At 38.4% G+C, this 2,693-nt stretch carries 2 protein-coding genes; both read right to left on the bottom strand.

The window, feature by feature from the left end; translation table 11 throughout:
• The coding region (locus tag BN338_RS03375) for an ABC transporter substrate-binding protein (protein ID WP_039759086.1) at positions 1 to 717 on the bottom strand (717 nt) is incomplete at its 3' end.
• Between the two features lie 417 nt (positions 718 to 1,134).
• Positions 1,135 to 2,693, bottom strand: a 1,559-nt coding sequence (locus BN338_RS03370; RefSeq protein ID WP_039759084.1) for an ABC transporter substrate-binding protein, incomplete at its 5' end; no start/stop codon positions are given.

The raw sequence follows: 2,693 nt of genomic DNA, 5'->3' as shown, positions 1-2,693 counted from the left end.
CACAACGATTTGCTTAATTTTAGGCACCTTTCCCCAATAATGCTGTGTAGCCTCTAACACAACTTTATCCCCTGGAGACCAGCTTGCCAATTTATAAGGGCCAACACAAGCCGAATGTGTTGCTAAATATTTATTTCCCATATCACCGTTGATACTCTGCGCTTCAATCGTTTTTCGATCAAGCAAAGCAGAAGCATAAGATTGTCCAATAACGGTCAATATGAGCTGAATAGGATAGGGTTTATCTAATTTTAATTGTAAAGTCTTATCATCGAGAGCCTGAATATTTGTTTCAACATTCTCTTTGGTAAACCCATAATCCATTAAAGATTGGGCATAGCTCAAACCTAATTTAATAATCCGCCGCATCGACCATACGAGATCTTGCGCCGTTGCTGTTCTTCCATCATCAAACTTTAAATCATCACGAAGATGAAAAACTATTCTTTTTCCATGATCTAAAACATCCCAAGATTGTGCCATAGCCGGACGAATTTTTGTAGGATCATGCTCATCATATTGCACGAGCGCACTGCAAATATTCGTCAATAACTCACTTGTTACAACCTCAACGGTTTGCGCTGGATCAAAACTATTCATTGAATCAATATTCCATGCCATCACCAATATATCTCTAGATGAAGCACTAAACGCTGAGACTATAGCCCCGTTTAAAAAAACCATTGTGCTTAATAAAACACAAATTCTTTTCAACATTCTTTTTTCCCCTATTGTATCTCTTTCTTTTGTATTCTTGTACCTTTTCACACAAGGTGATCGTGACTTTTGTCTTTCATCTTTTAAACAGCATGCATCTTTTAAACAGCATGGTATCAAACATCAATTTCATTGAATTAAACTAAACATCTATAAAGCAATTCTCTCATATATCAATTTATTATTTATCAATTTATTATTCATGATACTGAGAATCTGTAAGCATAAGCAAAAACCATCCCCAATATCACTTCCCATATTCACCCCCCCTTATAAATGACCTCAATCATATACGGTACACTCCCCCACAATTTTATTTTCCTTTAAAAAATTGAAGATTTTCTATGTGGGAGAATATTTTCATCATGCAATGATAATCAAGCTCTTTTTTATCTTTGACGATACGAAAAGACACGATTATTTTTCAATTTCATTATAAAAAATACGCGGCGTACTATTCCAAACCCATTTTTTAACATCAGGTGTCATCGCGACAACGCTATATTGTTGATAGATAAACGCATAAGGTCCTTTCTGCATCAATTCACGTTGTAAATCAACATAGAGTTGTGCCCGTTTTTCTGAATCTTTTTGAAACAATGCCTCTTCAACTTTTTGATTCATCTTGGCATCAAAATATCCATGCTGCCAACTAGGATAAGCTGTATTTTTTGCCTCAAACCGATTATCCGGATTATAAACAAGACGTGAAGCCATGGTATGAGGATCCGTAGAGCCACTATTCCACCCGATAAAAGTCGTATCAAAAGCTCGGGCATCCACCTTTGAAAATAACTGTGTACCCGCCACACGTTCAATTTTAAGACGCACCCCCGCCTGAGCAGCATTATCTTGAAGGGATTGTGCAAGAGCTAAAGTAGAAGGGGCATTTGCAACAAGAAAACTCGCCTCAAAGCCATTCGGATAACCAGCCTCTGCTAAAAGTTGCTTGGCTTTTTGAATATCAAGCTTAAAGGGTTGCCCTTCTTTTTCATCCAAAGCTCCAAAATTGCCAAGAGGAATAAAACTTGCCCGTGGAACACCAATACCTTTGAGAAGTTTATTGCCAAAGCCTTCATAGTCTATGAGATAACGCATTGCCAAACGTACTTTTTCCTTAGCAAAAATAGGGTTTGTCATATTAAATCCCCAATACATCATGCTTGGCACCAACACCTTTTCAACTTTAACATCTGTTGTTTTTTGCAAATCTGCAAGATCTTCAGGGGTCAAATCACGCGCAACATCAATATCGTGCTTTTGCAACAACAAACGTTGTGTTCCAGGCTCTGCAACATGGCGAATGAGGATCTGCTTCAGTTTCGGAGCTTCTCCCCAATAATGGGCGCTTGCACGCAACAAAAGAGCTTCTCCAGGGCGCCAGCTTTTTAATTGATAAGGACCAACACAAGCAGCATGCGTTTTTAAATACTGATTTCTTAGATCGCCATTTTTTTCATGCTTCATAATTGTCTTACGATCAAGCAAAGCAGTGACATGATTTGCAACAATATTATTAAGAATAAGCTCCGCTGGATAAGGCTTATCAAATTTCATCACCACTGTTTTTTCATCAGGGGCTTGCAAAGCATCATCAACATTTTGCTCTGTAATCCCATATTCATTAAAAGTTGCCGCATCGGCCATTTTTAATTTGATAACCCGCTTCATCCCCCAAACAAGATCATTGGCGTTGGCTTCTCTACCATCATTAAACTTCAAACCATCGCGCAAATGAAAGGTAATTACCGTACTATGGTCATCACCAGAAACATCCCAATGCGTTGCTAATGCTGGAACTATCTTTGTTGGATCCTCTGCTGCTGTACTGACCAAATTGTCACAAACATTTTCAATAATTTCACTTGCATAAACATCATTGCTTTGTGCAGGATCAAAACTACTGACGGCATCGAGATTCCAAGCCATCACAAGGGTATCAGCTGGTGTTTTTGCTGAAGCCTGTTGTGCAACCA

This window comes from Bartonella queenslandensis AUST/NH15, assembly GCF_000312585.1.
In the GTDB taxonomy this organism is placed as follows: domain Bacteria; phylum Pseudomonadota; class Alphaproteobacteria; order Rhizobiales; family Rhizobiaceae; genus Bartonella; species Bartonella queenslandensis_A.
The sequence above is the reverse complement of the archived record's forward strand: the minus strand, read 5'-3'. Positions and strand labels throughout refer to the sequence as shown.